Source organism: Pseudomonadota bacterium, from assembly GCA_039815145.1.
GTDB lineage: Bacteria > Pseudomonadota > Gammaproteobacteria > Steroidobacterales > JBCBZW01 > JBCBZW01.
Map to the genome: position 1 here is coordinate 1 of JBCBZW010000032.1, position 26,099 is coordinate 26,099.

At 66.3% G+C, this 26,099-nt stretch carries 25 protein-coding genes; 11 read left to right on the plus strand and 14 right to left on the minus strand.

Going from position 1 to position 26,099, the window contains the following annotated elements; all coding sequences use genetic code 11:
• The 3 genes from AAF184_10480 to cmoB all read right to left on the minus strand — a co-directional run.
• A partial coding sequence (locus AAF184_10480; GenBank protein MEO0422752.1) for a PQQ-binding-like beta-propeller repeat protein occupies positions 1-569 on the minus strand: 569 nt, incomplete at its 3' end.
• A gap of 32 nt (positions 570-601) precedes the next feature.
• The gene (locus AAF184_10485; GenBank protein ID MEO0422753.1) at positions 602-1,510 is read right to left on the minus strand and encodes a rhodanese-related sulfurtransferase; all 909 of its coding nucleotides are present in this window, start codon (positions 1,508-1,510) and stop codon (positions 602-604) included.
• Complete coding sequence (cmoB, locus tag AAF184_10490) at positions 1,507-2,511, minus strand: tRNA 5-methoxyuridine(34)/uridine 5-oxyacetic acid(34) synthase CmoB (GenBank protein ID MEO0422754.1); 1,005 nt, start codon at positions 2,509-2,511, stop codon at positions 1,507-1,509. The genes AAF184_10485 and cmoB overlap by 4 nt, the downstream gene beginning before the upstream one ends.
• 57 nt (positions 2,512-2,568) lie before the next feature.
• On the opposite strand from cmoB, the gene AAF184_10495 reads away from it, so the two are divergent.
• From AAF184_10495 to AAF184_10520, 6 genes are all read left to right on the plus strand, one after another.
• A complete protein-coding gene (locus AAF184_10495) occupies positions 2,569-3,279 on the plus strand; it encodes a methyltransferase domain-containing protein (protein MEO0422755.1) in 711 nt (236 codons plus the stop codon).
• A 45-nt stretch (positions 3,280-3,324) separates the two neighbouring features.
• A complete protein-coding gene (locus AAF184_10500) occupies positions 3,325-4,296 on the plus strand; it encodes an MBL fold metallo-hydrolase (GenBank protein MEO0422756.1) in 972 nt (323 codons plus the stop codon).
• A gap of 193 nt (positions 4,297-4,489) precedes the next feature.
• Entirely contained in the window at positions 4,490-4,954 is a 465-nt protein-coding gene (gene speD, locus AAF184_10505) for an adenosylmethionine decarboxylase (GenBank protein MEO0422757.1), read from the plus strand.
• Positions 4,951-5,808: a polyamine aminopropyltransferase gene (gene speE, locus AAF184_10510; GenBank protein MEO0422758.1), complete on the plus strand. Its 858-nt coding sequence runs from the start codon at positions 4,951-4,953 to the stop codon at positions 5,806-5,808. The genes speD and speE overlap by 4 nt, the downstream gene beginning before the upstream one ends.
• Positions 5,792-7,003, plus strand: coding sequence for a type III PLP-dependent enzyme (locus AAF184_10515; protein ID MEO0422759.1), 1,212 nt, complete (start codon positions 5,792-5,794; stop codon positions 7,001-7,003). The genes speE and AAF184_10515 overlap by 17 nt, the downstream gene beginning before the upstream one ends.
• Positions 7,000-7,434, plus strand: coding sequence for a hypothetical protein (locus AAF184_10520; GenBank protein MEO0422760.1), 435 nt, complete (start codon positions 7,000-7,002; stop codon positions 7,432-7,434). Before AAF184_10515 ends, AAF184_10520 begins: the two co-directional genes overlap by 4 nt.
• A 13-nt stretch (positions 7,435-7,447) precedes the next feature.
• Here the strand turns inward: AAF184_10520 and AAF184_10525 are convergent, their stop codons facing one another.
• The 7 genes from AAF184_10525 to AAF184_10555 form a co-directional block, all read right to left on the minus strand.
• The gene (locus AAF184_10525; GenBank protein ID MEO0422761.1) at positions 7,448-7,783 is read right to left on the minus strand and encodes a hypothetical protein; all 336 of its coding nucleotides are present in this window, start codon (positions 7,781-7,783) and stop codon (positions 7,448-7,450) included.
• A 40-nt stretch (positions 7,784-7,823) separates the two neighbouring features.
• The gene (locus tag AAF184_10530) at positions 7,824-8,390 is read right to left on the minus strand and encodes a hypothetical protein (protein ID MEO0422762.1); all 567 of its coding nucleotides are present in this window, start codon (positions 8,388-8,390) and stop codon (positions 7,824-7,826) included.
• Between the two features lie 20 nt (positions 8,391-8,410).
• Entirely contained in the window at positions 8,411-10,621 is a 2,211-nt protein-coding gene (malQ, locus tag AAF184_10535; protein MEO0422763.1) for a 4-alpha-glucanotransferase, read from the minus strand.
• Positions 10,622-10,853: 232 nt separating this feature from the next.
• Positions 10,854-11,438, minus strand: a complete 585-nt coding sequence (locus AAF184_10540; protein ID MEO0422764.1) for a redoxin domain-containing protein — start codon at positions 11,436-11,438, stop codon at positions 10,854-10,856.
• Positions 11,439-11,642: 204 nt separating this feature from the next.
• Entirely contained in the window at positions 11,643-12,290 is a 648-nt protein-coding gene (locus AAF184_10545; GenBank protein ID MEO0422765.1) for a MarC family protein, read from the minus strand.
• Positions 12,291-12,390: 100 nt separating this feature from the next.
• A complete protein-coding gene (locus tag AAF184_10550) occupies positions 12,391-14,334 on the minus strand; it encodes a hypothetical protein (protein ID MEO0422766.1) in 1,944 nt (647 codons plus the stop codon).
• Between the two features lie 565 nt (positions 14,335-14,899).
• On the minus strand, positions 14,900-15,943 hold the full coding sequence (locus AAF184_10555; protein MEO0422767.1) for a hypothetical protein: 1,044 nt from the start codon (positions 15,941-15,943) through the stop codon (positions 14,900-14,902).
• Positions 15,944-16,389: 446 nt separating this feature from the next.
• On the opposite strand from AAF184_10555, the gene AAF184_10560 reads away from it, so the two are divergent.
• Complete coding sequence (locus AAF184_10560; GenBank protein ID MEO0422768.1) at positions 16,390-17,100, plus strand: hypothetical protein; 711 nt, start codon at positions 16,390-16,392, stop codon at positions 17,098-17,100.
• On the plus strand, positions 17,085-17,900 hold the full coding sequence (locus AAF184_10565) for a hypothetical protein (GenBank protein ID MEO0422769.1): 816 nt from the start codon (positions 17,085-17,087) through the stop codon (positions 17,898-17,900). Before AAF184_10560 ends, AAF184_10565 begins: the two co-directional genes overlap by 16 nt.
• Positions 17,901-18,028: 128 nt before the next feature.
• On the opposite strand, the gene AAF184_10570 is transcribed toward AAF184_10565, so the two are convergent.
• The 4 genes from AAF184_10570 to AAF184_10585 are packed head-to-tail and all read right to left on the minus strand — an operon-like array spanning position 18,029 to position 21,882.
• Positions 18,029-19,006: an NAD(P)-binding domain-containing protein gene (locus tag AAF184_10570; protein MEO0422770.1), complete on the minus strand. Its 978-nt coding sequence runs from the start codon at positions 19,004-19,006 to the stop codon at positions 18,029-18,031.
• Between the two features lie 2 nt (positions 19,007-19,008).
• Positions 19,009-19,803 (minus strand): thymidylate synthase, encoded by a 795-nt coding sequence (gene thyA, locus AAF184_10575; protein MEO0422771.1) that lies wholly within the window; start codon positions 19,801-19,803, stop codon positions 19,009-19,011.
• A 2-nt stretch (positions 19,804-19,805) separates the two neighbouring features.
• A complete protein-coding gene (lgt, locus tag AAF184_10580; GenBank protein MEO0422772.1) occupies positions 19,806-20,612 on the minus strand; it encodes a prolipoprotein diacylglyceryl transferase in 807 nt (268 codons plus the stop codon).
• 22 nt (positions 20,613-20,634) lie between these two features.
• Positions 20,635-21,882, minus strand: a complete 1,248-nt coding sequence (locus AAF184_10585; GenBank protein ID MEO0422773.1) for a class I SAM-dependent rRNA methyltransferase — start codon at positions 21,880-21,882, stop codon at positions 20,635-20,637.
• 180 nt (positions 21,883-22,062) lie between these two features.
• Here AAF184_10585 and AAF184_10590 point away from each other — a divergent pair, with 180 nt between their 5' ends.
• From AAF184_10590 to AAF184_10600, 3 genes are all read left to right on the plus strand, one after another.
• Positions 22,063-22,551 carry a hypothetical protein gene (locus AAF184_10590; protein MEO0422774.1) on the plus strand — a complete coding sequence of 163 codons (489 nt, stop codon included), beginning with the start codon at positions 22,063-22,065 and terminating at the stop codon, positions 22,549-22,551.
• A 7-nt stretch (positions 22,552-22,558) separates the two neighbouring features.
• Positions 22,559-23,854, plus strand: a complete 1,296-nt coding sequence (locus AAF184_10595) for an alpha/beta fold hydrolase (protein MEO0422775.1) — start codon at positions 22,559-22,561, stop codon at positions 23,852-23,854.
• 84 nt (positions 23,855-23,938) lie between these two features.
• Positions 23,939-26,038, plus strand: coding sequence for a thioredoxin domain-containing protein (locus tag AAF184_10600; protein MEO0422776.1), 2,100 nt, complete (start codon positions 23,939-23,941; stop codon positions 26,036-26,038).
• The last annotated feature ends 61 nt before the right edge of the window (positions 26,039-26,099 follow it).

Here is a 26,099-nt window from a genome sequence, read left to right on the forward strand (position 1 = left end):
CCCCCGGTCACCGTCGCCCCGCTGAAGGTGCTGTCACCGATCAGTGGTGTTAAAGCCTCGCGCGCCTGGGCCTGCTCGTTGCGCGCTTCCGCGTCCACGATCGGGGCGCGCCAGGCGAGCTGACCCGTGGCCGCATCCAGGGCCACCAGTTGACCGTCCAGCGTGGCCATGTACACGCGGTCGTGAGCGACGGCAACGCCGCGGTTGGCCGGCCCGCAGCAGAACTCCTTCGTGGTGAGTTCGTGCTCGTAGCGCCAACGGATCGCGCCCGTGGCGGCGTCCAGGGCGAGCACGTGATTGAAGGGCGTGGAGACGTACATCACGCCGTCGCGCACGATGGGGGTGGCCTGGAAGCTGCCACGCTTGCCCGTGTCCACGCGCCAGGCCAACTGCAAGTTCGCCACGTTGTCTGTGGTGAGTTGCTGGAGCTGGCTGTAGCGGCCGTTCGCAAGATCGTTGCCGAAGGCGGGCCAGTCCGTATCCGTGGCGCCCGCACCGCCGGCCGCCACCGCAAGCAACGCCGTGGCGAGCGTACCCCGCACCTTCCAATCATCTACCAGCCTGGTCATACACATCTTCCTCTAGGATCGGGCGCGATCCCTCAAGCGTCTGATTGGGCCCGCGCCGCGGCGAGGTCGCGCTGACGCTTGCGCTCGGCGAAGGAGGCGCGCTGGGCCGGGGTGAGATCGTCGTAGCACGCCGGGCAGCTGATGCCGGCCTCGTAGTGCAGGTGCTGGCGGTCCTCGTCGGACACCGGGCGGCGGCATGCATAACACTGGCCGTAGCTACCCGGCGCAAGCGCGTTGTCCACGGCGACGCGCTCGTCGAAGACGAAGCACTCGCCCCACCACAGTGACTCCGCTTCCGGCACCTCGTCCAGGTAGGCGAGGATGCCGCCCTCGAGCTGGCACACATCTTCGAAGCCGGCGTCCAACAGCAGCGCGCTCGCCTTCTCGCAGCGAATACCGCCCGTGCAGAACATCGCCACGCGCTTGTGCACCTCAGGGTCCAGTTGCTGCGCCACGTAGTCTGGGAACTCGCGGAAGTTGCGGGTGCCCGGATCGACGGCGCCGGCGAAGCTGCCGATGCCCGTCTCGTAGAGGTTGCGCGTATCCACCACCAGCGTCTGGGGATCGCGGATCAGGGCGTTCCACTCGCTCGGGGGCACGTGCGCGCCCGTGCGCTTGCCCGGCGTAATACCCGACACGCCGAGGGTCACGATTTCCCGTCGCAGCTTGACCTTCATCTTGCGGAAGGGCGACGCGGGCGCCGTCGACCAGCGCGGTGCGAGCCCCGCGAGGGCTGATCTCTTACCTAACCATTGCAGAAGGCCCTCGAGCGCCTCGCGGCTGCCGGCCAGGGTGGCGTTGATCCCCTCATCGGCGAGGAGCACGGTGCCGGTGATCCCCCGAGCGTGGCTCTCGGCCAGGAGGGGTTCGCGCAAAGATGCGTAGTCGGGCAATTCGACGAAGCGGTAGAAGGTGGCGATGTGCAGGGTCGGCTCGCTCATGGCGCCTTGGCCAGCACCACGGCGCGCAGGGGCGCCGGGTGCCCTTCGACGGTGCGCGAGGGATCGTCCGCATCGAGGAAATCGCTCAGGGAGCGGAATGGCATCCACCGCGTACTGCGCTGCTCCTGCGGTGTCGTGGGCGTGAGGTCGATCAGCTGCGGCTCGCGCAGGCCCGCCTTGCGCAGCCAGCTCTGAAGGCTCGCCACGCTCGGCAGGAACCAGACGTTACGCATGCTCGCGTAGCGGCCCTCGGGCACCAGCACCTCGTTCATTCCTCCCTCGATCACCAGGGTCTCCAGGATCAGCTCACCGCCGGGCGCCAGGGTGCGGCGCAGGGCCTGGAGATGATCCATCGGCGAGCGTCGATGGTAGAGCACCCCCATGGAGAACACCGAATCGAAGCAGCGAAGGCTCTCCTCGGGTAGCGCCTCCAGGGGCAGCGGCAACAGGTGCAGGCGGGGTTCGTGCCCCAGGTAGTGGCGTAGGAGCCGGTACTGCATGGCGTAGAGCAGGTAGGGGTCCAGGCCCAGCACCCAGGCGGGATCATCGGCGAGCATGCGCAAAGCGTAGTAGCCATTGCCGCAGCCTACGTCGAGCACGCGGCGCCCGGCCAAGGGCGCGCAGGCCTCGCGCACACGGTCCCACTTGAGGTCGCAGCGCCATTCCGTGTCCAGGGTCACGCCGAACAGCTCGAAGGGCCCCTTGCGCCAGGGCACGAAGGCCTCGAGGCAGCGTTCGAGTTGCTCGCGCGCGGCAGCGTCCGCCAGATCCGCCTCCTGGCCGAGGCGAATGACCGGACGGGCCAGGTCGATGTCGCTCGCCTGCGCCGGCGGCAGCGATGCCAAGGCATCGCCCCAGCGGGCGAGGTCGCCGTGCACGCCGGGCGCACAGGCCGCATCCGCCTGGGCCAGCAGCGTCGGCAGGACGGCCTGCAGGGGCGTACCGGCGGCGGCAGCCTTCAGGGCTTGCGCCTCATGCTCGGAACAAAACGGTGGCACCATAGGCAACTTCTGGCCAACCGGGACCTGTCAGGTCCCAGCCGCCATCGAGGACTCGCGATGAAAAACGTGGGCGACATTATAGAAGCCGCCAACGCCGCCTGGACCTTCGGCGATGGCGTCAGCGAGCGCTTCGACGAGCACGTGGCGCGCTCCGTCCCACTCTACGGTCAAACCCACGCCCTGATCGGCGCCCTCTCCGACTATTTCCTCGGGCCCGGATCGCGCTGCTACGACCTCGGCTGCAGCACCGGTAGCCTCTGTGCCACCCTGGCCGAACGCAACGCGGCCAAGCAGGTGAAGGTCATCGGCATCGACAGCGAGACGGGCATGATCACGCGCGCCCGGGAGCGCTGCGCGGAGCAACCCGCGGTGGAGCTGATCGAAGCCGATCTCCTCGATGTCACGCTCGAGCCCGCCGACCTGATCGTCGCCTGCTACACCATGCAGTTCGTACGCCCCCGCTGGCGCCAGGTGATCTTCGATCGCGTCTTCGAGGCGCTCAACTGGGGCGGCGCCTTCATTCTGTTCGAAAAGGTACGGGCCCCCGACGCGCGCTTTCAGGACATCGCGAGCGGCCTCTACGCCGACTACAAGCTGGAGCAGGGCTACAGCGGTGATGAGATCGTGGCCAAGTCGCGCAGCCTGAAGGGCGTGCTGGAACCCTTTTCCACGGCGGGCAACTTAGGGTTGCTGGAGCGGGCGGGCTTCGTGGATGTCATGACCGTCATGAAGTACATCAGCTTCGAGGGCTTTCTCGCCATCAAGTAGCGGCTCCGGCGACCTAACCGTTCCGTTGGCACTCGAGGAGATTCCGTGAGCTTGCCCCGTCCCCTCCGCGTGCTCATCGCCCTCGGCATCGCGCTCATGACTCAGCCAAGCCTCGCCGACGATTGCCGCGCGCCGGGCGTATGGCTGCAGGTGCTCGGCTCCGGTGGCCCGGAACTGGCGTCTGGTCGCGCATCCTCGGGCTATCTCCTGTGGCACGACGGCGTCGCCCGCGTGCTGGTCGATGCCGGCGGTGGCGTCGCCTTACGCTTCAATCAGGCGGGCGCTCGCTTCGAAGATCTCGACGTGATCGCCCTCACCCACCTGCACATCGATCACAGCCTGGATCTCGCCGCCCTCCTCAAGGCGTCCTACTTCGGCCGACGCAAGCGTGATCTCCCCGTACTGGGCCCGTCCGGTTCGCGTTTCACCGCAGACCTCGACTCCTTCACCCGCCGCCTGCTGGCGAGCGACGGCGCGTGGCCCTACCTCGATGACTACCTGGACACGCAACGCGGCGACTACGCGATCACCCCCCTCACCCTCGACGGTGAGAGCGAGGCGCGGTGGACGGGTCAGTTCGGTGAGGGGCGCGACATCGCCGTCGCCGCGATCGCCGTGCATCACGGACCGATCCCCGCGATCGCCTACCGGGTGGATATCGGTGAGGCGACGGTGGTGTTCACCGGCGACACCACCAACCGCAACGATCGCCTGCGCCTCCTGGCGGGCAGCGATACGGAGCTCCTCGTCGCCCATCACGCGATCACCGACAGCGCCGGCCGTGGCGCTCGCAGCTTGCACATGCCACCGTCGATGATTGGTCAACTAGCGGCGGATACGGATCCCGATCTGCTCGTGCTATCCCACCGCATGCGCCGCACCGAAGGCCACGAGTTGGCCTCACAACAGAGCATCCGCCGTCGGTGGCGGGGCAACCTGGTGTTCGCGGAAGATCTCGACTGCTTCGCCGTCATCCCCCGTGCCCGTCCCCCAGCCGCGGTACTCCCCAGCCGGTAAAACGTGATCTACGGCACAAACGCTGGCGCTGCACACGCTTGCATTTCGGGGGAAAGCCCCTAGAATTTTGCGATCCGCAGAAACCGTCGGGGTTTTTATGTTAGTCCGCTGACGGCACGCTGCCTCCTGACTAGAGGTGCAAGGGCGTGTCGATCCAAACCACCCTTTGTTCCTCGATTAGGAGGTGCCTCAAATGGCGCAAAATTCCGTCGTTGCCTTCGCTGACCGCCCGGGATGGCCCACCCACGAACAATCCCGCGACACCACCACCACTGCCGATCACTTCATTCAACGTGACGGCGTCGAGTTTGCCGGCACACACCTGATCGCCGACCTGTGGGGCGCCACCCGCCTCGATGAACTCGACCACATGGAGACCGCCCTGCGCGATGCTGTAGAAGCCGCCGGCGCCACCCTCCTGCACATACACCTGCATCACTTCACGCCCAACGGAGGCATCTCCGGCGTGGCAGTGCTTGCCGAATCCCATATCAGCGTCCACACCTGGCCCGAGCGCGACTTTGCCGCCTTCGACGTGTTCATGTGTGGCGACGCTAAGCCCCTGAAGGCGATCGACGTCCTGAAGCGCGCGTTCACCCCCTCACGAACAGAAGTGGGTGAACACATGCGCGGCATCGTGACGAAAGACGCCGAATGAAGCACTTTCGCGAAACGCTCTACGACGCGCTCTCCCAGGAGATGCGCATCGACAAGGTGTACTTCGAGAGCGGCACGGGCCAGCAGCACCTGATGATCTTCCACAACGCCGTGCTGGGTCGGGTCATGACCCTCGACGGCATCGTGCAGACCACAGAAGCGGACGAGTTCATCTACCACGAGATGCTCACCCACGTGCCCATCCTGGCCCACGGCAAAGCGCGCTCCGTGCTCATCGTCGGCGGTGGCGACGGCGGCATGTTGCGCGAGGTCTGCCGCCATGGCGATGTCGAGCGGATCGTGCAGGTGGAGATCGACGAGAAGGTCATCGAGATGTCCAAGCAGTGGTTGCCCAACCACTCGGCGGGTGCCTTCGATGATCCTCGATTCCACCTGGTGATCGCCGATGGCCTCGACTACGTGCGCACCGCCGAGGAGCGCTTCGACGTCATCATCTCCGATAGCACGGATCCAATCGGCCCGGGTGAGGCGCTCTTCACCCAGGACTTCTACAGCGCGTGTAAGCGCTGCCTGAACCCGGGTGGCGTGGTGGTGACGCAAAACGGCGTCGCCTTCTTCCAGCTTGACGAGGTGCGCACAACGCACGAGCGCATGACGCCGGTGTTCGCCGATCACACCTTCTACAGCGCCGCCGTGCCTACCTACTACGGCGGCATCATGACCTTCGCGTGGGGCTCGGACGACCCCAGCCTGCGCCAGGTCGACCACGACACCTTGGCCACCCGCATGGCCGCGGCGGGACTCGACACCCGCTACTACACGCCGGACGTCCACCTTGGCAGCTTCGCCCTGCCGCGTTACGTGGAGCAGAGCCTGCGTGGCAACGACACCTGATCTTTCCGATCGCACGCTCCTGACCGGCGATCGGCCCGAGGAGCGCGCGCCCCTCGAGGCCCTGGTCGAGGCCCACGGTTCACCGTTGCTGGTGTTCGACCCGAGCGTGCTGCAGCGCCAATACCAGTTGCTGGCCGCCGCCCTGCCCGGCGTCGATCTCTACTACGCGGTCAAGGCACACCCTAACGAGCACATCGTGCGCACCCTCGACGCACTGGGAGCCGGCTTCGACGTCGCCTCCGCCGGCGAGATGGACCTGCTGCTCGACCTGCGCATCTCCGGGCGGCGGACGATCCACACGCACCCGGTGAAGAAGGACCGCGAGATCCGCGACGCTCTACGCTTCGGGGCCACCACCTTCGTAGTCGATAACCTCGATGAGCTGCGCAAGCTCGTGCCCTACCGCAAGCGCGTCGGTGTGTTGCTGCGGGTCAGCTTCCGCGCGCCCAGCGCGCGGGTCGACCTGTCACGTAAGTTTGGCTGCGCGCCGGAAGAGGTGAGCGAGATGGTGCAGGCGGCGGGCGAGCTCGGCCTGCACATCCGCGGCCTCTCCTTTCACGTCGGCTCCCAGGTGCCCGATGCGGCCAAGCACGTGGAGGCCATCGAGGCCTGTGCAGCGCTGATGCTTGCCCTCAACGAACAGGTATCTTCGCCCCTGGCCACCCTCGACATCGGCGGCGGCTTCCCGGCGGACTACCGGCTGCAAGGCCTCGACCTGCACGCCTTCTGTCGCCCCATCCGTCGGGCCCTGCGCAAGCTGCCGAGCGAATGGCATCTGATGGCCGAACCCGGACGTTGCCTGGTGGCCCCCACGGTGCGCAGCGTGACCACGATCGCCGGGCGCAGCTCCCGCGCCGGCCTGCGCTGGTACTTCGTCGACGACGGCGCCTACGGCTCCTACAGCGGCCAGATCTTCGATGCCACCGTGTACCCCCTGCAGGTCTTTCGCGATGGCCCCACCACGCCGAGCATGATTGCCGGCCCCACGTGCGACAGCATCGACATGGTGGCCGAACAGATCGATTTGCCAGAGCTCGCCATCGGTGATCTCCTGGTCGGGCACCAGATGGGCGCCTACACGGCGGCGACAAAAACCCGCTTCAACTCCCTGCCCGACGCCACCTTCGTGGTCCACGACAGCGAGGCTAGCGACGACGATGATGACCACGAGCACGAGGCCTTAGCAGCGCCATGATGGACGACCTGGCCTCGCCGCTCGAGCATGCGTTGATCGTCTACAACCGAATCGAGCGTGCCCTCCTGCGCGCGCCGATGCGCCAGATCGCACCGGTACTGGGCGTCGCCTTGCTGGCGGCGGCGGGCTGGCTCACAACGGTGTCGCTGGGGGATCAGGCGAACGCCTGGCTCACGGGGGCGGGCAAGGGCCTGCACCTCTGCCTGGCGCTCATCGCCTTCGGGGTGGGTGCGGGCATGGTGCTGCGACAGGCTTGGGCGATCGTGGTGGGCGTGGTCGTCGTCGGCCTGCTACAGGTGCTGCCTTACGCGCTCGTGGGCGGGGCCGTGTTCGTCACCGGCGAGGCGTTGCGGATCGGCCTGACGGCCGTGGGGGCAGAGCTGTTCGCAATGGTGGCCGTGGCGATGGTAATCGCTGGCGACGACGGCTAGCGCCAGGCGCTCGTCAGCGGCGTCGATCGCCGCCGGGCCCCCGCGGCGTGACCTTCACGCGCGCCTTACCCTTATGGGCGGCGGGCTTCGCTTTCTTCTTCTTGCGCACCGTGCGTTTGCTTTCCAAACTCGGAATCGCATCGGCGTTGGAGAAGTCCCCACCCCACCGATCGCGGTGCATCGCCTCGGCTTCCTCGCGTATCCGCGCGTGCCGATTGGTCAGCAGCAGCGAGGAAGGATCGCACCTGCGCGCGCGCAGGATGCCGAGATCCACGGCGGCATCGAACAGGCTTGGGTACCAACGCTCCCAGCCCGGCATCGCCTTGTCGACCTGATCCTTCAAACTCACGCCAACGCTCTCCACGTTGCAAGTTGTCGCGCTTGAAACCCTACGGGGCGGGCGGCCACATAGCGGCCATCGCTCCTGCCGTGAGCAGCGCGAACACGACCGCATCGACCAGGCCGCGTACCACGTTACCCCAGGGCTTACCGTACCAGATTGCTTCGGGAATAAGCGCGGACCCGTGCGCCAACAGCGCCATCACGGCGACCGGCGGAAACACCGCATGATAGGAAGCGCCCAGGGGAACAAAGGTTTGCGTCGCCCAAGCGATGGCCGTGCACACGAGCGTGTAGTGGGCAAGCGTCAGCAACAGGTGACGACGGATCGATGGCACGCGATTGGGCAAGATCGTCAAGAAGGCGACGGGACCTGCGACGAAGCGTTCGCGACCCTCGGGCGTGGACGCATCTTCCCAGCGCTCGAGGTGTGGCAAGAGGTACTGACCGCGGCGCAAAGACTGACGCCGGATGGCCCGCGCGAAGGCCTCCTCGTCCTTTACCGGTCGGTACTCGCCGATGTGATGCGGCAGGGCCATCCACGAGACAGCACTTGCGAGCCAGACGAAGCCCGCCGCCAGCATCACCGGAAGGGCGAAGGTAAGCGCGAAATCCATTAGCGCCTCCAGCATGGCGATCAGGGCCGCAGGCGCCTCAGGGAAGCGCGGGCGCGAGCCGCGCAGAGACGTTCGAGCACACGCGCCACCCGGTCGCTCGAGAGCCAGTCCTCCCAATCGGCCGTCAGCTTGCGTGACCAGTTGCGGTACTCGAGGCAGGTGCCCGGCACGTTCACCGGATCGCGGATCTCCAGCAGATCCTCCGGCGCGATCGTAAGCAGCGCCGAGTGACTCCTACCTAAGAACTCGATAAGGGCACTGAGGAGCGGATAGTCGATGGGCGACCCGGCGCTCGCCACGGACCAACCCTGGGGCAGTAGTCCTTCGGTCTCGAGAGCGCGCAGAATGCGCTCGCGATCGAGCTCTCGCTCGCGATAGCTCTCTTCACGGATCTGCTCGTCGGGAAAGAGGCGCAACTCATCGCGCAGGGCGAGGTCGTGTCCTTCCCACCATCCCCACAGGGTGGGCAAGTCGTGGGTGGTGGGCGTGGCCAGAGCCTGATCCCGATAGGCCCCCGGCAGCAAGAACTCCTGGTCGTTGGACTTCTCGAAGTAGAGCACCCGGTAGGAGTAGATGCCCGCGGTACGCAGGGGGCCACGAATTTCATCAGGCACCGTGCCGAGGTCTTCCCCAATCACCATGCACTCGTTGCGTCGACTCTCCAGGGCCAGGATGCCGAGCATGTCCTCCATGGGGTAGCGCACGTAGGCACCCTCGAGGGCAGACTTGCCGGCGGGCACCCACCACAAACGCATCAGGGACATCACGTGATCGATGCGCAGTGCACCGCAGTGGCGCATGTTGGCGCGAATGAGGGTGGTGAAGTCACGGTAGGCGCGCTCGGCGAGGCGCAGGGGATGGATCGGGGGCGCGCCCCAGTCCTGCCCCTGCAGGGCGAGGCGATCCGGTGGTGCACCGACACTCGCGTCGAAGCAGTACAGCGCTTGCTCCCCCCAGGATTCCGCCCCCCCGGGGTCGGCGCCCACGGCGAGATCACGGTACAAGCCAACGTTCATGCCCGCGCTCAACACGGACTGCTGGGCGAGGCCCAGTTGCTCGTCCGCCAGCCACTGCAGGTACTCGAAGAAGCGAACGCGCGAGCTGCGCGCAGAAGCGAAGTCGGCCACGGCCGGAGACTTGGGTTCGTGGAACGCTTCCGGCCAGCTCTGCCAGCCCACGCTCTGCGGATCCTGCGCCTTGAAGTGCTCGGCCAGGGCGTCGTAGAGCACCTGGTGCACCAAGGGCTCGCCCATCTCCGCCACGAAGTTCTGCATCGCGAGCGCGCGGCCGCTGCCGCGCTGGATGTGGGTCGTATTGAAGTAGGCGAACATCCGCTCGAGCACCTCGAGCTTCAGCCGCGCCACCCGTTCGTAGTCCACGTGGGTGGCTTCGCGCGCCTGCGCGAGTTCGGCCTTGAAGTCATCGCTGGCGGCGAGCTGTTGGGCCTGCTCGCACTGATCGAACTCGGGCACGGCCGGAATATCGATATACAGCGCGTTGAGCATGGCGCGGCTCGACGGGCTGTAGGGGCTCGAGTGCTCGGGGCGGTGCGGGTAGAGCGAGTGCAGCGGGTTGAGGCCGATGTAGTCCGCCCCCGCATCGCGCAGGGCGGGGGCCAGGCGACGCAGGTCACCAAGGTCACCGATGCCCCAATTCTCGCGCGAGCGCAGCGTGTAGAGCTGCAGCCCCACGCCGAAGGTGTGCTCGTCGCGCGTGACCTCCTCGGGGCCATAGCCCGTTTCCGGCGCGATGATCAGGCGGGAGGAGACATCGAGCTCGCCGTCTTCCGAACGCAGGCGAAAATCGTGGTAGCCGGGGGCGAGGTCGAGGGGTAGCTGCAGAAGATACTGGCGATGCTCGACGCCATCGACTTCACGCACCGCTTTGGGGCTTCGTTCGCTGAAGGACACGACGCCTTCGCGATACTCACCGTTCTCCAGAGCGATGCCCCAGGTGATGGGCGCCTCGCAGTGCTTCGCCGAGAGGCGCACGGGCACCAGGGGACGGGCGTGTTCGCGCAGCACGATCGCCGGGCGCAGGGCATCCCGCCAAGGCTGCAGGGCAAGCCGGTCGAGCTCGGCGTTGATCGCCTGCTCATCATCGACGTTCACGCCCATGGCGCGCAGCAAGGCAGCCTTCGTGTCCGCAGACACGATGCAATGACGGCCCTGGTAGTCGAAGTAATCGGGCTGGATGCCACAGGCTTCGGCGAGCCTGTCGAGACTGCTCACGGGGGCCGCTTAGCTCCGCTCAGATCTTCCGCGTCAACGGTAAATGCAACGGGAGCGGCCGCCTCTTGTCGCCGGATGACGCCGGGTTATGTAGCAGCGCCCGTAGGCGAGCACAGAACGGCCGTTCCCAAAGCCGCTGAGTATTGCACGGCCGTGCCTTGCGGCCTAGGAACCGCGCCCGCTTCGCAGGCGGCGGCGCAGCGCCGCAGGCCCACCGACCCACGAGGAAGTCTCAGGCCGGCTCGGCCAGCAGGGCCCTCACGGCGCGCTCCACCTGGCGAGCCTGTTCCGACCCGGCGTGGGTCTCGCCGATGAACCGGTAGCGAACGCGACCTCGCTTGTCGATCAAGTAGTAGGTGGGCCAGTAGCGATTGCCGAGGGCGCGCCAGTAGCTGAAGTCGTTGTCGATCATGAGCGGATGGTGCAGTTCGAACTCACGCGCCTTGGCCGCCACGGCCGCCCGGTGCCGCTCGCGCTCGAACTCCGGCGCGTGTATGCCGATCACCTGCAGGCCCTGCTCCTCGAACTCACCCTCGAGACCGTTCAGCCAGGGGAAGGAGCGGTAGCAGTTCCAGCACTCGAAGGCCCAGAAGTCCACCAGCACCACCTTGCCGCGCAGGGACTCGAGGGTGAGGGGATCGCTGTTCAGCCAGTCCTCGGCCCCGGCGTGGGTGAAGGCGGGCGCTGGCACCGGGCTGATCGCCCCGCGCTGGCGTGGGGCTGCCGTGCTCAAGCCAACGGCGAGACTCACCAGCAGGGTCAGCAGAAAGACGGGCGCCCTCAGACGCGGGGCCGCGACGGATCGAGTCGACACCATTTGAAGCTTCTCCTACGCGCAGGGTGCTACACATCCCCATGCTGACGCAGAAAAAGCACGCAAGTATCACGCCCCGTCGGAGCTCTTCGCAACTCCACACGGGAAGATGCTACGCGGCGCGTAACCCGCAGAAAACACTAACTAACGGGTGTATTCGGCGAAGACGATACGGTACTTGGATACGAGGCCAGCTAGGCAACGGGGCTAGAGGTTGAACGCACCCTTGGTGCCCACCACCAGCATCTCGATCGCGAGCGCGCAGAGCAGCACGCCGAGAATCCGGGTCAAGGCACCGACCACGCTATCCCCGAGCGCTTTCAACAACGGAATGGCGAGCAGGAAGATGGCGAGCGCCAGGACCATGTTGGCCACCACCGCCGACAGCACCACCGCATGCGCGAGCAGCCCCGGGTGCTCGGTCATGAACACCATCACGGAGACGATCACGCCCGGCCCCGCCAGCATGGGAATACCCAGGGGGAACACGGACACATCGGGGGCGGGATCCGAGGCCTCCTGAGCGTGCTCCTGCACGTCGTGGGCACGCTCCTCACGGCGTTCCGTGCGCTTCTCGAACACCATCTCCAAGGCGATGAGGAACAACAACGCGCCGCCGGCCATACGGAACGAATGGATGGAGATGCCCATATGGTCGAGGAGCCAGCGCCCGCCCAGGGCGAAGGCGAAGATCACCATCGACGCCACCAGCACCGCCACCACCGCCGTACGACGGCGATAGGCCGCGTCTCCCGCGGCGGTCAAGGTCACGAACACGGGCGACATGCCGATCGCGTCGATCAGCAGGAAGAACGTGACGAAGGCACTGACGAAGAGGTCGATGGGCGATTCCATGGGCGCTGTATCGGCGAGGAGCAGAAAAAAATAAGGCGGGAGCCGAAGCTCCCGCCTTATCGGTCAGGCGACTATCCCCGCCGCAGCGGGGTTAGGTGCCTTAGAACGTCTGCGAAGTGACGTTCGAGGTCTCACAAGCACTCAGATCCACGGCCTGGGCCAGGATCGTGCGACCCGCGGCGCCGCCGGGGATCGTGCGCGTGATGGTAGCGTTACCAGCGCCGTCAGCGCGGGTGAAGCCGATCAGGCGAGCGTTGGCCAGATCAACGGTGGTGGAGCAAGCGCCGAGCGTGATCGCCGTGGAGCCGGCTGCGCCGCCGATGTAGAGCACAACACCGCTGTTGGCTGAGCCGTTGCTGGTGTCGAAGTCGTTGTCGGTACCAGCAACACCCGGATCAGCCGGAGCCAGGGTGAAGTCGGTGGGGGTCACGCCGGTGCAGCTCGGGAAGTTCCAAGCACACACACGGGTGTTCCACTCGAAGCTACCGGTCTCGGCCACGTACTCCTGGAAGGTCCAGAAGGTGCAACCGTCGACGGGGTCGAGGCTCGTGGAGGAGTAGTCACCCCAGCGGCCGCCGCCACCGGTCTGCGAACCCGTACCCTGCACACACTCGACTTCCTGCTGCACGGTGCCAGCCGGATCGGTGGTCTCACGACCGGTCACGTAGACGCTCGTGAAGTCGCCGTTGCCGCCACGGGTGTAGGCCAGGCCGAGGTTACCCACGGTGTCCAGCGCCACGGAACCCATCCAACGCTCGAAGCCATCGTTCGGCGCCTGGGTGCCGGTGTCGATGATCGAGATGTTGTTGTAGTCGTCAACGTCGAGGATGGCCCAACGCATGCCGCCGCGGTCGCCACCGGCGTCCACCGTGTGCGACATAGCCAGCTGGTGCTGACCGTTGATCACAGCGTGGTTGGAACGGTACATGGTGAAGAACGCCAGGGTGTCGAGGTTGTCACCACCGGGCTGCGGCACGTCGTTCAGGTTGTCGTCGAAGGCCGGAACGGAGACGGTCGGCAGCGTGGTGAGGGTACCTGCACCCGGGAAGTTCTCGCAGAACTCGAAGAAGCGGTAGGTAGCAGGTGCTTCAGCCACGGAGAACAGCGGGCAGGCGTCGGCCGGCGCGTCGGAGAGCGCCTGCACGGAACCCGGCTGGAGGCCGTCGTAGGTTACGAAACCACCGGGTGCGACCACGGTGGTGAAACCAGCGGCGCCACCAGCGAGCATCGCGTCGCGATCGAACAGCACGGCAGTGATGTCACGCGCGAAAGCGGGGCTGCCCTGCGGGATGAAGTTACGACCGGTGTAGGTGTAAGCGCTCTGAGAACCGTCGGCGCTGGCCCAAACGCCAACCTTCGGGTAATCGTTGAACGCGTCGGGCTCGACCACGAACTCGTACAGGGTGTACGGACCGGCCGGATCTTCACCGTCGGAGATGGCGAAACACTGCACCCCGGAGAACGGAGCAAACTGGTTGAACACCCAACGACCAACGTCTTCGTCGTAGATGATGATCGGGTCGCCGTTGTTGTTGGCTTCACAAGCACCGCCGAAGCCGGCCCAGAAGCTGTTACCAGCGAAGGGACCGCCGACGAGGTTGCCGGCCTTGTCGTAGTACGACCAGGTCAGGTTGATGTAGCTCACGACGAAGTCGCGACCCACGTCACCGTTGGTGTCGGGCGGCTGGATGCGGAAGCCGAACAGCGCGCTGTTGTCGTCGCTGGACGGGCCGTCGAAGCTCAGGCTCAGGGCCGGAGCGAGCACGGGGTTGTGAGCGGGATCGACCAGGGCGTCCTGCACCAGGTCGGTCAGCTGGCGAGAGAAGGTGGTCTTGCCGAGCTGGTTGGGAACAGAAGCGGGCGCGCCGCCGCTGCGCTGCGGGCCCTGGAGAGCCTGCAGGTCCTGAATCGTCATCGCACCGGTGTGAGCGTGTCGCGAGGACATTCTCAGGTCGCCGGTGGTGGTGTCTGCCGCGAACGCAGCGCTGGTGCTGAGCGCGAGTGCTGCGATGCCCGCAGAGGCTGCAATGCCGTAGCGGTTCATGTGTTGACCCCCTGGTCGTTATGAATTTGCCAGCAGGTAGACATGCGTTTTGCGTGTTGTGGCCTACCGCTGGGTGACCGGACTATACGGCGCACTGGGAGCAAAAACCAACCCATCGACTTATGCCAAGGCACCGATGGGCGAACGCCCTGAATGAGCGGCATTCCTACCTGCGACAATAAGTCGCAGACATATTTCCGCAGCGCGACAATAACCCGCGATGGAGCGCACGAAACGCACCACGCCAACGCGGGTTCCCTACCGTGGGGCTCGCTTTGCAAGAGCTATGCAAATTATTAGCTTGAAGTAAGTGCTAGATATCGCGACGGTTTCGGCTTTTGGCTGTCGCGGCTGATACCACCTCGGTGGTTTCCTCTGAAACCACGGCTCTTCGAGGATCGCCGCAGCGCTGGACAAATGACGGTAAGGATCAACTGTCGGGCATTGCCGTCGCCGTCTGCAGTGGGCGCAATCTGCAGCTGGCGATCAGCTGATGTGGGAACGTGGTGGGGAATCAGGATGGCGCGCGCTGCGGTGCGCCATCCTGAGGGGGTGGTGAGTGGAGTCAGCGAGCGTCGTCGTTTTCGATCACGCCGAGCTCTCCCAGGAGGTAGCGCTCCAGCAGCCGGCGCGTCACCCCATTTACCCCTTCCTCGAACATCACGCTCTCCAACTGCTGCTGCACCGCAGCCAAGGTAGCCGGCGGATCCATCGCGTGAGCCGCAGCCAAGGCCTCTCGCACCACGCCAGGGGAGTTCGATCCCAGCATCGGCAGCACCACCGGAAGGTCCTTCGTATCGTTATTCGCCGCCAGCCCCTTCAGGGCAGTGACGGCCAGGAGGGCTTGCGCGCTCACCAGATCCAACGTCGGGCCCGATCGCAGCAACACCTTGCGGTGTTCTTCGTGCAACCACGGGGCGGTGGGGCCTGCGGGGAACTTCGCCGCCGCATCCATCAGGAACTGACGCAGCTGGACGGGCAGATCGGGCTGCGACAAGGCGGCCTTGATCACGTCGATGTCCTCGTCCTCGAAGACGGGGCCGAGCTCGTTGCGCACGTAGAGTTCTTCGATCGCGAGCGCCTGGTTGCGCACACCGCCGTCGGCGATCAGGGTCAACACCGCGTCCAAACGCTCTCGGTTGCTGGGCTGGTCATCACCCCGGGCACGGTTGAACAAGAAGCGCAGGGCGGGAGTGTCCGGGAAGACGGTCCAGACGCGTCCACCACGCAGCTTCAGCGCTCGCGGCCCCTCCGGATCGAGGAACTTCGCGTCGCGGAATTGATCGTTGGACCCTACGCGCGTAAAGGCGACGAGATAGCGTCGACCGATCACCAGATCACCGAACGCGCCCTCCTCCGCGCGCACGGCAAACTCCTGCTCTTCCGCCGTGCCACTGAGCAGCGCATCCACCCGCAACTTGATGTGCGTGAGGTTCGGCTTGTCCAGGATGGTGGCGGCCACCACGTTGTTGGTGCCGCGGGTGAGCTCCACCGAGGGCGGATCCACGGGCCGCGCCGCGTGCGCGGCCAGCAGCGGGAGCAACGCGAGCAGAGCGCCTAGCCAGCGGGCGCGAGGGGAACGGGCGCCCTGGAATTCTTGCTTGTTCATTTTTCAGTTGCCTCGAGCTAGCAGGACATAAAGTCCAGAGGGTTGGCGGCTTGCGGGCAGATCGGGGCGCGATGGTATCACCCCGCGGCGGGCGGCACGGGGTACCGGCCGTCAGTGTTGAGCCTCAGCCTTTGAGGTGCGGGGAGCGCATTTGGTTCGGGCGAGGAATGCAGTGCCTCAACTGAGCGGGCCCCATGCACGAGGCCATGGCACCACTGCGTTTGCAGCGACCGCCGAGCATGGCGCTCTAGAACTTGTGCGCCCCGCCACTCTCAGCGCCGCTACCCGCATATCGTGAACCCCAGACCGGAGACGCGGAGGCCGGGCCGGTTGGCAACAGGCCACAACACGCATCTTGGTGCTGCATTGCCAAATGACACCGGTTGGGCGTTGGGCGAATCATCATCGCAGAGTCTTCACCTCGCCGCGGGCACAGGACGCACCACATGCGCAAACGGATTCTTCTCGCCAGCCTCGTTGTCACCGCAATGGCAGCACTCAGTCACGCCACCACGCCCACCAACGCCATGTTGCAGGCGAGTTCCCTGACGATCTCCCCCGGCGACGTGCAAGCGGCTATGACCCCACAGGAGCGCCAGCGATTCGACGAACTCAACCGCAAGTACCGCGCGCACCAGCAACAAGTCAGAGCGATCAGCGATCCTGATGTGGCCGCAACGATTCGCGAGAAGCTAGAACAACTGAAAGACCAACGCGATCGCGAGTTCCGCGTTTTCAGAGGCCTCGGCAATCAAACGGTCCAGACTTACGGTCGACCGCCACCCACGGCCGCGGAGATACTCGCTATCGTCATCGGCGCGCGGCGCAGCGGCGGCGACGGTGTGCTCTACCCTCACTGGGAGCGCGCCGTGCGGCTCGTGAACAATGAGGTGCTCAACGGCTCTGTTCGCGGCTCGAACTCGCCGCCTGAGTCGGGTTCCAGTGGCATCCCTGCCGGCCCCGAAGTGCGGGCTCCCATTCGTTTCCAGGACGGCGCTGCCGTCAACACTAATCCGGTCTGGAATGCGGACGGACAGAAATGCGGTCCTCGCCCCGCGGACGCAGGACTCGTCTGCAAGTGCGGCCTGATGGCGAATGACGTGTTCGGTGCCGTGGCCGCAGCAGGGGGTAAGGACTGTCAATGGGTGAAGCCTTGATCGGCGGCACCGGCAAGGCACTCAGGCAAGCAGGGGTGCTCCTCGTCCTCGCGGGTCCAGCGGTACTCGCACAAGAGACGGCGACGCAGATGTTCTCCGCGCCGGAAGTGAGGGGCGTGGTCAGCTTCTTGTCCGTTCAAGGCCGTAGCGGAAGCGAACGTTTTTGCTGGCTAGAGCGTGTGTGCTCGGCAGGCGCCGGGCTCGGACAGGGCAACGGCTGTGAGGGCACCTTGCTCACGTGCATGAGCGAAGTGGAAAGCGAAGCGAAGGGCGAACCGGTGGACTTTGGCACCCGCACCGCCCTGGCGGCCTGCAGATCGCTGCAAGCAGCCTTCACGCCCGCCGCGCGAGCCCTCATCGCCGGGCCTCAGGGATGCGGCGCCAGTCCCCCGCCGAATGCTGAGAAGGCCACCTTGACGCGGACGGAGGCCGAGTGCCTGCTCGAGCGGAGTTGCTCCTACGGAGCTGCCGGTTCAGATGAGCGCCGTCGTTGCGAGCGGGACATACGTGTCTGCATCCAGGACCTTCGCGGGTTGGGCATTCGAGCGCGCAGCGCGTGCCGGCGGTTCTCCAAGGCGCTGTTCGAACCCGATGCGACGGAAGCGGCTGCAAAGTTTGGATGCCGACGTCAGGCCTCGGGCAGCATACGCAACGTATGGGCGAGCCCCGCGTTGCAGCAAACCGCATCACGCGCAGTCGGAGGCGGCGCGGCGCCGGAGCAACCGCCACCGAAGGATTGGGAAGAGCAGGTGAATCGTCTGCAACGTCAGAACGAGTCCGACGACTTTGAGGACTTCTAGGCGATCCTGTTTGTTATTGACCGTGTCCCGACCCAAGCTGGTGGCGCTCATCCGCCTGTGATACCAGGCGTAGCGCCCGCCAGCCCCGTTGGGTCTCGAGCATGGGGGCTCGATGGTTCGCTAACGAGTCAGGCGAAGAAGTCGAGCTCCGTGCCCACACCCTGGGCCACGGCCCGCTCGTAGGCCAAGGCCGCCACGGCCACATCCTGAATGGCGAGGCCGGTGGAATCGAACACCGTGATGTCCTCCTCGTTGAGCCGCCCGGCCGTATCGCCGGCGAGCACGGCGCCGAGGGTGCCGGCGATATCGCTGCTCGCCAGCTCCTCGCGGGCGAGGGGCACGTTGACCTCGCCGCTGCCTTGCGCTTGCACCACGTCGTCCACAAAGACGTGGGCATCGCGCAGGATCTGCGTCTGCAGCTCCTGCTTACCGTGGGCATCAGCCCCCATCGCGTTGATGTGGGCCCCCGGCTGCAACCACTCCCGCCGCACGAGGGGCTCGCGCGAGGGCGTCGCTGTGCACACGATGTCGCAGGCCGCCGCCGCCTCCAGGGCGACCGCTTCCGCACCTACGGAAGCCGCAAGTACCTGTGCCTTCTCCTCGTCCCGGTCCGTGACCAGGATGCGCATCGGCGTCCGCGCGGCCAGCACAGCACTCAGCAAATAGGGCGCCTGAGCCCCACAACCGATGATGCCTACCGTACGGGCGTCGCCGCGCGCGAGCACGCGAGTGGCCAAGCCGGCGGACGCACCCGTACGCAGGGCGGTGATCAACGTCGCATCCATCATCGACAGGAGATCGCCGTTGGCGGGGTCGCTCAGCAGATAGACACCGCGCACGGTGGGCAGATGAAAGCGAAGCGGGTTGTTAGGGTGCGAGTTGATCCACTTCACCCCTGCCCGCTCCCCCACCAGCGCGGGCATCGCGCGCAGATCGCCCATGTGATTGGCGAACTCGAGGTATACCTTCGGTGGCATCTGCGTTTGCCCGCGTGCGTGCGCCACGAGCGCTGACTCCACGGCCTCCATCACGGCGGGCATGTCGATCAGCTTGGCCACCTGGGACTTGGTCAGCAGGCGCGTGCCTGGCCCGGTCGATCGCGCCATCGTCACACCGCCACCGGTGCGCTGATCGGCGGATGGCTTTGGTAGTCACGTACGGCGAAGTCCTCGTAAGCGTAGTCGAAGATGGTGGGCGGCCGGCGATTGATCAACAGCTTCGGCGGCGGGAAGGGCTCGCGTTCCAGCTGCCTGCGCACCTGGTCGAGGTGGTTGAGGTAGAGGTGGCAGTCGCCACCGGTCCATACGAACTCCCCCACGTGCAGATCGCATTGCTGGGCCAGCATATGCGTGAGCAGCGCGTAGGAGGCGATGTTGAAGGGCACGCCGAGGAAGAGGTCACAGCTGCGCTGGTAGAGCTGGCACGACAGGCGGCCTTCTGCCACGTAGAACTGGAATAGGGCGTGGCAGGGCATCAAGGCCATCTGATCGAGCTCGCCCACGTTCCACGCGCTGACGATGATGCGCCGCGAGTCAGGACTCTCTCGCAGCTGCTGCACGACGCGGGCGATCTGATCCACGTCGCCACCGTCAGCGGTGGGCCAGCTGCGCCACTGACGACCGTACACGGGGCCGAGCTCGCCCTGCTCGTCGGCCCACTCGTCCCAGATGCTCACGCCGTTGTCCCGCAGGTAGGCGATGTTGGTCTCACCCTTCAGGAACCAGAGCAGCTCGTGGATGATCGAGCGCAGGTGCACGCGCTTGGTCGTGACCAGCGGGAAGCCCTCGCTGAGATCGAAGCGCATTTGATGGCCGAACACGCTGAGCGTACCCGTGCCCGTACGGTCGTCCTTGCGCGCTCCTTCCTGGAGCACGTGGCGCAGCAAATCCAGATAAGCACGCACGCTCAGCGCCCCCCTTCTGCGGCGGTGGCTTCAGGCGATTGACGCGCCCGCAGGAACAGCCATAGCCCAATGATCAGCATAGGTAGGCTGAGCACCTGCCCCATGGTGACCCAACCGAAGGCCAGGTAACCGTCGTCGCCCAGGTGCGCATCTGGCGTACGCACGAACTCCACGAGCATGCGGAACACCGCGTAGCCCGCCAGCATGACACCGCTCACCGCGCCCGTTGCTCGGGGGCGGGAGGAGTACACCCACACGATGATGAACAGCAACACGCCCTCGAGGGCTGCTTCGTAGAGCTGCGAGGGGTGCAGCACCACGCCGTTCACCTCGAAGCCCCAGGGCAAGGTGGTCTCGCCGCCCCACAGCTCGCCGTTGATGAAGTTACCCATGCGCCCGAAGAACAGCCCCGGCGGCACCGCGGGCACCATGAAATCGGTGACTTCGAGAAAGCTCTTGCCCGCCCGGCGGCCGAACAGGTACATCGCCACCGCCACGCCGGAGATGCCGCCGTGGAAAGACATGCCCCCGTCCCAGATTCGGAACAGGTAGAGCGGATCCTGGAGGAAGGTCTCCGTGCCATAGAACAGCACGTAGCCCAGGCGGCCGCCGAGCAGCACGCCGAGCATGCCGTAGAAGATGATCTCCTCCACGTGCTGCACGGTCCAACGCCCGTCGCTGCGCAGGGCGCGGTAGCGCAGGAGCAGCCAGCAGGCGAGGAAGCCGAGGATGTAGGTGAGGCCGTACCAACGCACCTTGATCGGCCCGAGGGCGATGGCGACGGGGTCGAATTCCGGGTACTTGATCATGACGCGCGATTGTAGCGCGGCCTCACGGATTTTTTCGGGCGCTTACGCGGCAGTAGAGGGCCTTCAGGTACCGGCTCTGCTCGATCGCCGGATGCACCGGGTGGTCCGGCGCCTGCTCGCCGCGCATCAACACCTGTAAATCTCGATGCTGGTGCCTGGCACAACCGGCCACCACGCGAAGCAGGGACTCCTCGGTCAGGTGATGGGAGCAGGAGCAACTCACCAGGAGCCCGTCGTCTGCCAGCAAGCGCATCGCGAGTTCGTTGAGCTGCCAGTAGGCCTTGGTGCCCGCCTCGATGTCCTTGCGCCGCGGGATCAGGGCGGGGGGATCGAGCACGATCACATCGAAGCGTTGGCCTTCTCCGGCGAGGGCCTTGAGCACCCCGGCGGCGTCCCCCTGGCGGGCCTGCACCTCCACCCCGTTGAGGGCCGCGTTGTGCGCCACGGCAGCGAGCGCCGGCGCCGAGCTGTCGACGCAGGTGACCGGGCCAGCGCCGGCCAGCGCGGCGCGGATGCCCCATGCGCCGACGTAGCTGAACACGTCCAACACGCGGTGCCCTGGCTGGATCATCGGCAGCAGGCGCTCGCGGTTGCGGCGTTGGTCGTAGTACCAGCCGGTTTTCTGGCCGCCGCCACCCGGCAGTTCGAAGCGCGCGTCGCCCTCCTCCACCGTGAGCTGATCCGGTAGCTCACCGAAGCCCATGCACGACTCGCGTGGAAGTCCTTCCAAGTCCCGAACAGCCGTATCGTTGGCCCATCGCAGCGCCTTCACGCCGGGCACGATGTCGCGCAAAAGGTGGGCGAGCGTGTCCTGCCATCTCGCCATACCCGCGGTGGTCACCTGCCCGACGAGGAGGTCGTCGAAGCGATCCACCACCAACCCTGGCAGCAGATCCCCCTCGCCGTGGACGAGGCGGCCCCAGCGCGCCTGACGCAGCCAGCCCTCACGCAACGCGACGGCCTGGCGCAGCCGCGCGCCGAGCAACGCCTCGTTGGGCAGCACGCCGGGGTCACGGCTGAGCACGCGGGCCGCGATGAGCGACCGCGGGTTGACGTACCCATGGCCCAGGAAGCGCCCGCTGGACCCCACCACGGTCACGGGGTCACCCGGTGCAAAGTCCTTCAGCGATGTCGTGCGCGTGTCCACCTCGTTGCTGAACACCCATAGATGGCCGGCTCGCAGGCGGCGCTCTTCGCGCTTGCGCAGGGTGAGGAGTGCGTAGGGCGTCTCCACCACGGGGGGCGCTGTGTCTTGGCGTTGATTGCTCATGGTTTTCGGTTGAATCGATTCTTGTCGATGGAATCCCATCACCATACCCGCTTATCCGAAGGGGCACCTCTGCGCGGCGCCATCACGGGCCAAGCAGCCGACGATGCCTGGCTCGGCCTTGCGGTCCTCGCGCCAGATATGCAATATATTGCGCAACTACTTGTATATTAGCCGGCGAGCATGACCGACCATCCCTTCTTCCTCGAACTACCTTTGAGCGACGCATTCGTCGGGGCACGAGCACAACGCCTAGCCGAATTGATCGGCCAGCAGGGTGACGAATTTCTCCAAGCGGCCGGCGTCGTGATCCCGGCCCGGTCCGTCTCGACGCTGCTCTACCTCCATCACGAAGGGTCAGCCTCGCTGGTCGAGATCGCCAAGGCGTTGCGCGAGTCGCACCAGCTCACCGCGCAACGAACTTCGCTACTGAACTCGCTCGGCATGATCAGCAGCCGCGCGGACGAGAACGACGGTCGGCGACGCGTGTTCTCCCTCACCCGCAAGGGCAAGCGTGAGGCGGCGAAGGTGCAGGCACGCTGCACGCAGGCCATCGCCGTATTCGATGATCTAAATCGGGAGCTGGCGTCGGACCTCGCACGCACCCTCGACGCCGCGTACGACGCCCTTCGTGCGAGACCGATGCTCGCGCGCTCGACCCTGCAGGCTTGAGACGGATGTGACTGCCGTCGCCGAGCATCCGCCAACGCCTCGTGGCGCCCGCCGCCTAGCCTGTGCGCTCGGCCTACTCCTGACACCTCCGCTCGGCGCCGTGGCGTTCGCGGCAGCAGGCCTCACCGCGGCGTCGGTCACCGACACCCCGGCCCTTCTGATCGCAGCGGCGACGCTCGCCTGGCTAGCGGCCACCTACCTCGGATCTCGTCTGTCGCTGTGGATCGGCGGTGTGACGCGGCACCACTCCTGGGCACTCGGCATAGGTGGCGTGGGAACCGTCGTGCTACTCATGACGTTGCGCGCCACTATCCTGACGCCACTGATTCCAGTAGATCAGCAATTCGCCATCCACCTACCCGGCGACGTCGAGGTGTGGCCCCTGGCGAGCGGGTCCCGGGTAGCGGTGCGTAAAGTCGATGGGCGTGGGAGGAAGCGAGCCCACCCGATCGTTTTCCTGCACGGCGGGCCCGGTGGATACAGCGTCTCGCTCCAGCCCACCGTCGAGGCCATCGGACGACTCAGCGAGGACGGCTACGACGTCTACTTCTACGACCAAGTCGGCGGCGGCCTCTCCGCACGACTCGACGACATCCACGACTACACTCTCGAACGCCACCTCACGGACCTCGACGGCATCTACCACAGGATCGGCGCCGAGCAGATCATCCTGATCGGCTCCTCCTGGGGCGCCTCGATGGGCGCCGGATACATGGCTCGACACCCACAGCATGTCGCCGCCGCCGTATTCTCCGGCGCCGGTCCGATGTATCACCCGAGTTGGGTGCCAGGCGGGGACGGCGGCTTGGATGAACGACTAACGTCTGAGCAAGCTGAGGGGTTCGCGAGACTGGTCGAGACGCCCCGCCTGATGACCGCCCTACTGTTGGCCGAGATCAATCCTGGCGCAGCAGTTCGCTTCGCGAGTGAGTGGGAGCTGGGTTCGCTCTTCGACAAGGTCGCGAACACCTTCTACCTACCGCTCGCCGTCTGCGATCCGCGCGACATCGACGTGAGTTCCGCTGGCTACGGCTTCTGGTCGAACCGTATGACCGGTCGTTCGCTGCGGGCGCAGACACAGGATCCCAGGCCGTCGCTGCGCCAGAACCTCACCCCGGTGCTCATCCTTCGCGGCGAGTGCGACTACAAGCGCGAGGCGGTCGCGCTGGAGTACGCCAACGTCTTTGCGAATGCGCAGTTCGCGCGCTTCGCGAACGCCGGGCACATGCTCTACTGGGAACAACCTGACGCCTTCCTGAAGCGGGTCCGCCAGTTCTTGACCACGGCGGTCAGCAATCCCTGAAACGCCGGACGCCAAGCGCTACGCGGTGCCCGTAAGGGGTATAGTCCGGGCCGAGAAGCACCCGCCCCCCCCCCCGGAGCCCCGATGAGCCGCACGCCCCGCAACCGCCTCGCCGACGAGTCCAGCCCCTACCTGCGCCAGCACGCAGACAACCCCGTGCACTGGCAGCCCTGGGATGCCGAGGCCTTGGACCTGGCCCGCGAGTCGGGAAAACCGATCCTGCTCTCGATCGGCTACTCCGCCTGCCACTGGTGCCACGTCATGGCCCACGAGTGCTTTGAAGACGCGCAGATCGCCGAACAGATGAACGCCTTGTTCGTGAACATCAAGGTGGATCGGGAGGAACGGCCAGACCTCGACCAGATCTATCAGAAGGCACACCTGCTCATTCAGCAACACCCGGGCGGCTGGCCGCTCACCATGTTCCTGACCCCCCAGCGGCAGATTCCCTTTTTCGGCGGCACCTACTTCCCGCCCCGCCCGCGCCAGGGGCTGCCGGGATTCCCCGACGTACTCGAGCGCGTGGCCAAGTTCCATGCCGAACGCGCCGATGAGGTGGAGCGCGAGGGGGCTTCCATCATCGCCGCCCTGGCACAGCTCGACGCCAGCACGGCGCCGGACGCGCGCCCCGACCACCTCTCGATCTCACCGCTACGCGCCGGCCTCGACGCCATCCGCTCGAACTTCGACGGCGAGCACGGCGGCTTCGGCCGCGCACCCAAGTTCCCCCACACGCACATGCTGACCCTCCTGTTCGACCAGTGGGTCGCCGACCGCCGCCGCGGCAAGGAAGACTCGGAGCTGCGCCATCAAGTGCTCTACACCCTGGAGCGCATGGGCCTCGGGGGGCTCTACGACCACCTCGCCGGCGGCTTCTTCCGCTACGCCACGGACGACACCTGGACCATCCCTCACTTCGAGAAGATGCTCTACGACAACGCCGGGCTGCTCGGCCTCTACGCCCGCGCCGCTCGCGCCGCGGACGACGAGCGCTTCGACTACATGGCACGCGAGACCGGCGCCTTCATCATCGACCAGCTCCAGGGCGAACACGGCGGCTACTACTCGGCTCTAGACGCGGACACGGAGGGCGACGAAGGCGCCTTCTACCTCTGGGAAGCGGCGCAGGTGAAGCGCCTGATCGGCAACGACAGCACCTGGCAGGTGCTCGCCCGCACCTACGGCCTCGACCGCTCGCCTAACTTCACGGATAAGTGGCACTTGACCATGGTGGCCCATCCGCAGGAGATCGCCGAGTCCCTCGCCATCGGCGCGGACGACGTGGCCCGACACCTGGCCGCCGGCCGCTCCACCCTGCTGAGCGCCCGCAGCGAACGGCCGAATCCCGGCCTCGACGACAAGGTGCTCACCGGCTGGAACGGCCTGACCATCGCTGGCATGGCGCGCGCTGCCCATCACACGGGCGAGGACGCCTTCGCCCGCTCCGCCACGGCGGCCGTGGACTTTCTGCGCACGCAGCTGTGGCAGGACGGTCGCCTGCACGCCGTCTACACCGCCGAATCTGGCCCCCGCCTGCGCGCCTACCTCGACGACTACGTCTTCCTCATCGACGGCCTCCTCGCCCTGCTCCAGGTGCGCTGGCGCCAGGAGGATCTGGACTTCGCCATCGTCCTGGCGGACACGCTCCTCAGCCACTACGAGGATGGCGACGGCGGCGGCTTCTTCTTCACCGCCCACGACCACGAGGCGCTGGTACACCGACCGAAGCCCTTCGAGGACGACTCGACGCCGTCGGGCAACGGCATGGCAGCGTCCGTACTCACCCGCCTAGGGAGTCTGCTGGGTCGCCCCGACTACCTGGAGGCAGCGGAGCGGACACTGCGAGCCGGTTGGCAACGCCTCAATACCCATCCGCAGGCCTGCTCGGGGCTGCTCACCGCCCTACGGGACCAACTGGAACCTGCACCGGTGGTCGTACTGCGGGGCAACGCGACCGTGCTCGGCGCCTGGCAGGGCCGCCTGGCGCGGGGACCTGAAGCGGGCGGACTGATCGACTGTAACGTGTACGCGATCCCGGGGGATGCGCAGGGTCTGCCCGAAGGCCTCGCCGCCAGAAACGCTCCCGCCAGCGGCGTGGTGGCCTACGTGTGTGAGGGGAGCCAGTGCTCGCCCCCCATCGACGCCCTGGACGCCTGTGTCGCCCGCCTGCGCGACGGTGCCTAGTCGTGGCGGTCAACGGCTCGAGCGTCGACGGCGGGACAGTCTGTTGCGCCCGCCTCGGCCG

What these genes read in the sequence shown, in the direction of transcription:
- AAF184_10550 (MEO0422766.1), bottom strand. Translation starts at nt 14,334, where the DNA reads ATGAACCGCTACGGCATTGCAGCCTCTGCGGGCATCGCAGCACTCGCG.
- AAF184_10540 (MEO0422764.1), bottom strand. Translation starts at nt 11,438, where the DNA reads ATGGTGTCGACTCGATCCGTCGCGGCCCCGCGTCTGAGGGCGCCCGTC.
- speD (MEO0422757.1), top strand. Translation starts at nt 4,490, where the DNA reads ATGGCGCAAAATTCCGTCGTTGCCTTCGCTGACCGCCCGGGATGGCCC.
- AAF184_10555 (MEO0422767.1), bottom strand. Translation starts at nt 15,943, where the DNA reads ATGAACAAGCAAGAATTCCAGGGCGCCCGTTCCCCTCGCGCCCGCTGG.
- cmoB (MEO0422754.1), bottom strand. Translation starts at nt 2,511, where the DNA reads ATGGTGCCACCGTTTTGTTCCGAGCATGAGGCGCAAGCCCTGAAGGCT.
- AAF184_10520 (MEO0422760.1), top strand. Translation starts at nt 7,000, where the DNA reads ATGATGGACGACCTGGCCTCGCCGCTCGAGCATGCGTTGATCGTCTAC.
- AAF184_10530 (MEO0422762.1), bottom strand. Translation starts at nt 8,390, where the DNA reads ATGGATTTCGCGCTTACCTTCGCCCTTCCGGTGATGCTGGCGGCGGGC.
- AAF184_10570 (MEO0422770.1), bottom strand. Translation starts at nt 19,006, where the DNA reads ATGGCGCGATCGACCGGGCCAGGCACGCGCCTGCTGACCAAGTCCCAG.
- AAF184_10585 (MEO0422773.1), bottom strand. Translation starts at nt 21,882, where the DNA reads ATGAGCAATCAACGCCAAGACACAGCGCCCCCCGTGGTGGAGACGCCC.
- AAF184_10545 (MEO0422765.1), bottom strand. Translation starts at nt 12,290, where the DNA reads ATGGAATCGCCCATCGACCTCTTCGTCAGTGCCTTCGTCACGTTCTTC.
- AAF184_10560 (MEO0422768.1), top strand. Translation starts at nt 16,390, where the DNA reads ATGCGCAAACGGATTCTTCTCGCCAGCCTCGTTGTCACCGCAATGGCA.
- AAF184_10495 (MEO0422755.1), top strand. Translation starts at nt 2,569, where the DNA reads ATGAAAAACGTGGGCGACATTATAGAAGCCGCCAACGCCGCCTGGACC.
- AAF184_10590 (MEO0422774.1), top strand. Translation starts at nt 22,063, where the DNA reads ATGACCGACCATCCCTTCTTCCTCGAACTACCTTTGAGCGACGCATTC.
- AAF184_10485 (MEO0422753.1), bottom strand. Translation starts at nt 1,510, where the DNA reads ATGAGCGAGCCGACCCTGCACATCGCCACCTTCTACCGCTTCGTCGAA.
- AAF184_10600 (MEO0422776.1), top strand. Translation starts at nt 23,939, where the DNA reads ATGAGCCGCACGCCCCGCAACCGCCTCGCCGACGAGTCCAGCCCCTAC.
- speE (MEO0422758.1), top strand. Translation starts at nt 4,951, where the DNA reads ATGAAGCACTTTCGCGAAACGCTCTACGACGCGCTCTCCCAGGAGATG.
- AAF184_10565 (MEO0422769.1), top strand. Translation starts at nt 17,085, where the DNA reads ATGGGTGAAGCCTTGATCGGCGGCACCGGCAAGGCACTCAGGCAAGCA.
- lgt (MEO0422772.1), bottom strand. Translation starts at nt 20,612, where the DNA reads ATGATCAAGTACCCGGAATTCGACCCCGTCGCCATCGCCCTCGGGCCG.